This is a genomic window from Actinophytocola sp., from assembly GCF_045807065.1.
Classification (GTDB): domain Bacteria; phylum Actinomycetota; class Actinomycetes; order Mycobacteriales; family Pseudonocardiaceae; genus Actinophytocola.
In genome coordinates this window covers 1-5,777 of record NZ_JBJMIE010000384.1, presented here as the reverse complement: position 1 = coordinate 5,777, position 5,777 = coordinate 1, and the positions used below count along the sequence as shown (strand labels likewise).

6 protein-coding genes and 1 pseudogene are annotated in these 5,777 nt (G+C 69.0%); 2 read left to right on the top strand and 5 right to left on the bottom strand.

The annotated features are described in order from the left end of the window. Nucleotides 1-79: 79 nt before the first annotated feature. The 5 genes from ACJ73U_RS22375 to ACJ73U_RS22355 form a co-directional block, all read right to left on the bottom strand. A complete protein-coding gene (locus tag ACJ73U_RS22375; protein ID WP_407779635.1) occupies nucleotides 80-1,840 on the bottom strand; it encodes an ABC transporter substrate-binding protein in 1,761 nt (586 codons plus the stop codon). Nucleotides 1,841-1,909: 69 nt separating this feature from the next. Further along, a complete protein-coding gene (locus tag ACJ73U_RS22370; RefSeq protein WP_407779634.1) occupies nucleotides 1,910-2,911 on the bottom strand; it encodes an ABC transporter permease in 1,002 nt (333 codons plus the stop codon). 171 nt (nucleotides 2,912-3,082) lie between these two features. Continuing rightward, the gene (locus tag ACJ73U_RS22365) at nucleotides 3,083-3,574 is read right to left on the bottom strand and encodes a uridine kinase (protein WP_407779636.1); all 492 of its coding nucleotides are present in this window, start codon (nucleotides 3,572-3,574) and stop codon (nucleotides 3,083-3,085) included. A 41-nt stretch (nucleotides 3,575-3,615) separates the two neighbouring features. Further along, entirely contained in the window at nucleotides 3,616-4,212 is a 597-nt protein-coding gene (gene recR / locus ACJ73U_RS22360) for a recombination mediator RecR (protein ID WP_407779633.1), read from the bottom strand. A gap of 3 nt (nucleotides 4,213-4,215) precedes the next feature. Beyond that, a complete protein-coding gene (locus tag ACJ73U_RS22355) occupies nucleotides 4,216-4,557 on the bottom strand; it encodes a YbaB/EbfC family nucleoid-associated protein (RefSeq protein ID WP_407779632.1) in 342 nt (113 codons plus the stop codon). A gap of 64 nt (nucleotides 4,558-4,621) precedes the next feature. On the opposite strand from ACJ73U_RS22355, the gene ACJ73U_RS22350 reads away from it, so the two are divergent. Beyond that, nucleotides 4,622-5,485, top strand: coding sequence for an N-acetylmuramoyl-L-alanine amidase (locus ACJ73U_RS22350; RefSeq protein WP_407779631.1), 864 nt, complete (start codon nucleotides 4,622-4,624; stop codon nucleotides 5,483-5,485). A gap of 1 nt (nucleotide 5,486) precedes the next feature. Next, nucleotides 5,487-5,777 (top strand): annotated as a pseudogene (locus tag ACJ73U_RS22345) (hypothetical protein); the annotation flags it as partial.

The following is a 5,777-nucleotide window of genomic DNA, read 5'->3' as shown; positions in this document are numbered from 1 at the left end:
GGGGCTGTGGCGACCGGAGGGCCGCGGGTTCGACACCCGCGGCCCACCGGTCAGCCGGCGCCTTCACCTACTTCCAGGGCTACTTCTGCACGCCGAGCGTCGTGTAGTCGTACATGTTGTACGCGTCGCTGATGAACACGTTCGTCAGCCGCTCCGGGCGGTAGAAGAGCGTCTTGGCCCACACACCGGGCAGGTAGTAGGCGTCCTTCATCGTCTGCTCGTCGATGTCGGCCCAGAGGGCGTTGCGCTTGCCCTCGTCGAGCTCGGCCAGCGCGTTGTCGAGCATCTGGTCGATCTTCGGGTCCTTGACGCCGAAGTTGGTGTTACCGGCCGCCCGGATGACCCGGCTGTCGACGATCTGGCTGAGGAAGCCGAAGCCCTCGTTCCAGTCCGCACCCCAGCCGTAGACCTTCAGGCCCAGGCCGTTGTTCTTGGAGAAGTCGACGTTACCGGCGTACAGCTTGCCGTAGTCGGTCTGCGGGTAGGCCTTCAGCTCGGTCTTGATGCCGATCTTGTCGAGCGACTGCTGCAGCGCCTCGGCGGTCGCCTTCTCCGCGTCACGCTCAGCGCGGTAGGAGATGTTGGTGCTGAACCCGTCGGGCTTGCCGCACGCCTTCAGCTCCTGCTTGGCCTTGTCGATGTCGCCGTTGGGCTTGGACTTCGCCTCGTAGAGGTCGATCTGCTTCCAGCCCGGGATCATCTTCGGCATCATGTTGGTCGCGATCTCGCCGCCGTTGGCGCCACCGTAGGCCCGGAGGTAGCCCTCCTTGTCGGCCGCGTACATGACCGCCTTGCGGCAGTGCTCGTTGTCGAACGGCGCGACGTCGGAGTTCATCGCGGTGAACCAGGTGCGGGCCTGCGCCGAGGTGTCCGCGAACTTCTTCTGGTTCGGGTCGTTGACGAGCTGCGCGCGGGTCTCCGCGGTGACACCGAGGCCGGAGACGGCGACGTCGAGGTCACCGTTCAGCAGCCGCTTGTCGATGTCGGCCTGGTTGACGTTCAGGTCGACGTCGATCTCGTCCGGCAGGCTCTTGCGGCCGGTGTCCGGGTCCGTCTTCGGGTCGAAGTTCGGGTTGCGGACCAGCGTGAAGGTCTTGCCGAGCTCGTTGGTCTTGAACATGTACGGCCCGGACGAGACCACGTGCTCCTTGTACTTCGTGCCCGTGTCCTTGGCCGGCGGCACCGGCGCGGTGGCCGGCAGCATCGCCAGGTAGTCGAACCCGGCGAACGGCTTGGCCAGGTGGAAGACGATCGTCTGGTCGTCCGGCGTCTCGACGGCCTTGAAGTTGGCCATCGTGAGGTCGTGGTCCTTGTACGGGCCGGCGTAGCCCTGCAGGTCGAGGAAGTCACCGAAGTACGTCGGGCCGTTGACCAGGATGTCCTTGTCCAGCGACCGCGCGACCGCGTACTTGACGTCCTTCGACGTGATCGGGGTGCCGTCCTCGTACTTGAGGCCCTTGCGCAGCTTGTAGGTCCACGTCTTGGCGTCCGAGCTCGCCTTGCCGAGGCTCTCCGCGAGGTCGGGCACCAGCTGGTTGGCCTCGGCGCCCGGCGCCGACTTGAACGTCACGAGCGACCGCAGGTACAGCCGGCTGAAGTTCCAGCCGTAGCCGTAGTACATGTCGCCGCCGTCGAGGGAGTCCCAGTCGGCGTCGTTGGCCATCTTCAACGTGCCGCCCTTGGTGTCGGACGGGTTGTAGACGTGGCCGACCCCGGCGTTGAACGCGGGTTCGCTGGTGCTCCCGCCGTCGCCGTCCTTGTCGCCGCCGCTTCCGCAGGCCGACAGAGCCAGTGCGAGCGCCGCGCCTGCGGCGACCGCGGTAACTCTCGTTTTCCTCATATCCAGATGCACCCTTTTTGTTGGTCGGAGCCGGTTGACTCCCCGACGGTCGACAAGCTGTTGGTGGGCCTACCGCCGCCCCCGTGGATCGAGCGCGTCACGCAGCCCGTCGCCGAACAGGTTGAAGGCCAGCACGGTCACGAAGATCGCCAAGCCCGGCGGGAACATGAACTCGGGGTCGACCGTGTACCACTTGGTGGCCTGGTTGAGCATGCCGCCCCAGGTGGCCGTCGGCGCCGGCACGCCGACGCCGAGGAACGACAGCGCGGCCTCGAACAGGATGTTGGTCGGGATCAGCAGCGTCGAGTACACCAGGATCGGCGCGACGAGGTTGGGCAGCAGCTCCTTGACCAGGATGTACGGGGAGCGGGCACCGAGGCTGCGCGCGGCGTCGACGAACTCGCGCTCCCGCAGCGACATGGCCTGCCCACGGACTATTCGACCGATGTAGGGCCAGTTGAAGAAGCCGATGACGAACACGATGATCGCCACCCGCAGCCAGTAGCCCTTCAGCCCGAGCAGCTCGCCCGGCATGGCGCCGACGAGCGCCAGGGCGAACAGCAGCAGCGGGAACGCCAGGAAGATGTCCATCAGCCGGCTGATCACCGCGTCCACCCAGCCGCCGAAGTAACCGGCGATCACGCCCATCACCACGCCGATGACGACCGAGAGCAGCGTCGCGAGGAACGCGATGAGCAGGGAGACCTGGGCGCCGTAGATGGTCCGGCTGAACAGGTCGCGCCCGTTGATCGGCTCGACGCCGAACGGGTACTCCCAGCTGATGCCGCCCACGCTCTTGTACGGCAGCGAGGTGTCGGGGTTGACCTGGTCGTAGTGGAAGTCGTTCGGTGGGTGGCCGATCACCTTGACGATCAGCGGCGCCAGGACCGCGACCAGGATCAGGAAGACGATCACGATGCCGCCGGTGATGGCGACCTTGTCACGCTTGAGCCGTAACCAGGCGATCTGGCTGAGAGAACGGCCCTCGATGGCCTTCTGGCCGGCGCCCTGCAGTGTGACTTCCGGTGGGGCCTCCGCGGTCGACTCGGTGGTCTCGAGCGGTGGAGTCATGCCACGACCTGTCGGGGGCACACCAACGACGGGTTGGGCATGTCGGCAACCTCCAGGGCTCGATCGGTCCCAGCATTTGGTCGCAGACACTAACCCTTACCTCAGCCGAGGACTAACTGGGAGAGGTTACGATCCGGGAACACACGGTTGCCTTTTGGCGACCGAAGTGTTCTAGATCATCACTGTCCGTGTTTGGGCGGCGTCCCGGGTACCGTCCACGGTGAACCAACCGGCCTCGAAAGCCTGCCAGCTCAACAGGTGTTGCCGGCACTCCTCCCCGTCCCGCGCGACCGCGCGGGCCAGCCGTTCGACCGGGTCGGGGTGCTCGCACCAGACCAGGTGGGACAACCGGGGGCGGACCGAGCGGCGACCGGCGGACACGCCTTCCACCAGCAGGACCTGTGACACCGGCACGGTCACGTGCCCACCGGGGTAAGGGCGGCCGCCGGACCACTCGGTACGCCGGTAGCGCCCCGGGCGGCCCCGCGACAGCGGCGTGAGCACGCCCTCGACCAGGCGCGGCCACCAGGAGACCGGGTCGTCCCAGGTGGCGAAGTCGTCGGTGCGGACCAGAACCGAGTCCGGCAGGTCCGCGTGGAGCCGGTCGGCGAAGGAGGACTTGCCCGAGCCGGACGGGCCGTCGACGGCCACCAGCCGCACCATGCCCAACCGGGCCGGCGCGGCCAGGATCTCGTCGGCCAGGCTCACACGGCGCGGCGACCGGTGAGGGCCCGGCCCAGGGTCAGCTCGTCGGCGAACTCCAGGTCACCGCCCATCGGCAGGCCCGACGCGAGGCGGGTGACCGTGAGGCCCGGGAAGTCCCGCAGCATGCGCACCAGGTAGGTGGCCGTCGCCTCACCCTCGGTGTTGGGGTCGGTGGCGAGGATGACCTCGGTCACCTCCTGCGCGGAGATGCGTTGCAGCAGCTCACGCACGCGCAGCTGGTCCGGCCCGATGCCGGACAACGGGTCCAGGGCGCCGCCCAGCACGTGGTAGCGCCCCTTGAACTCGCGGGTCCGCTCGATGGCCAGCACGTCCTTCGGCTCCTCGACCACGCAGACCGAGCTGGGGTCGCGGCGCGCGTCGCGGCAGATGCGGCAGGTGGGCTGCTCGGAGACGTTGCCGCAGATGTCGCAGAAGACCACCCCGTCCTTGACCTTCTGCAGCGCCTGCTGCAGCCGGACGATGTCGGCGGGGTCGGAACCGAGGATGTGGAAGGCGATGCGCTGCGCGCTCTTCGGACCGACGCCCGGAAGCCGTCCCAGCTCGTCGATCAGGTCCTGGACCGGTCCTTCGTACATGCTCTACAGGCCCGGGATGCCGAGCCCGCCGCCGCCGAGCCCACCCGCCAGCGGACCCATCGCCTCGCTGGCGAGCTTGTTCGCCTTGCCGCTGGCGTCCCGCACGGCCGCGACCACCAGGTCGGCCAGCGTCTCCACGTCGTCGGGGTCCACGGCCTTGGGGTCGATCACCAGCGACTTCAGCTCACCGGTGCCCGAGACGACCGCGGTGACCAGGCCACCGCCCGCCGACCCCGTTGCCTCCGCGTTGGCCAGCTCCTCCTGGGCGGACATCAGCTGTTCCTGCATCTGCTGGGCCTGCTGCAGGATCTGCTGCATGTCGGGCATGCCACCACCGGGTTGCATCGCGGTTCCCTCTCGTCGGTTACCTTCCAGCGTAGTCGGCGCGGCGTGTGGCAGGGTGAGCGACGTGCGGAGACCTGTACTCGCGGTGATGTGCCTGGTCGCGCTGGCTGCGCTGGTCGGCTGTGGCGGCGCCACGGCGGGCTCGCCTTCCCCCGCGGGGTCGTCCTCCCCGGCCGGGTCGTCCTCCCCGGCGGGTTCGCCCTCGCCGACGTCGACGCCGGCTCCCCACCCGAGCGCCACCGCGCCGCCGCTCACCACTCCGTCGGCTCCCCCGGCGAAGCCGAAGCAGGTCGTCGTGCTGGACCCGGGCCACAACGGCGGCAACGCCTCGCACCCGACGGAGATCAACCGTCCGGTGCCCGCGGGCAGGGGCCGGACGAAGCCGTGCAACACCACCGGCACCGCCACCAACGCCGGCTACCCGGAGCACGAGTTCACCTGGGACGTCGCGATGCGCGTCCGGGACCTCCTGACCGCGCAGGGCGTCCAGGTGATCATGACCAGGCAGGACGACACCGGCGTGGGCCCCTGCGTGGACCAACGCGCGGCCATCGGCAACCAGTCGGGCGCCGCGGCCGTGGTCTCGATCCACGCGGACGGCTCCACCGCCGCGTCGGCACACGGCTTCCACGTGGCGTACTCGTCCCCGCCGCTGAACGACGCCCAGGGCCAGCCGTCGATGACCCTGGCCACGACGATGCGGGACAAGATGGTGGCGGCCGGCTTCCCGACGTCCACCTACATCGGCTCGAACGGCCTGTCCCCCCGCGACGACCTGGGCGGCCTGAACCTGTCCGAGCGGCCCGCGGTACTGGTCGAGTGCGGCAACATGCGCAACGCGACGGAGGCCGCGGCCTTCACCACCCCGGCCGGTCGCCAGTCCTACGCGGCCGCCATCGCGACCGGCATCCTGGCCTACCTGGGCTGACGTGCGGCGGATCGTGGTGCTGGGACGCGGCGGCGCGGGCAAGACGACGCTCGCGGCCCGCCTCGGCGCGTCACTGGACCTGCCGGTCATCGAGCTGGACAAGCAATTCTGGCCACCCGACCTGACCCCGCTGCCCACAGACCTGTGGACGGCGACGCAACACCGCCTCACCAGCGGCGACCGATGGATCCTCGACGGCGACCTCGGTCCGTACGACGTGCTCCCCGTGCGACTCCGGGCCGCGGACACCGTGGTCGTGCTGGACCCGGGCCACAACGGCGGCAACGCCTCG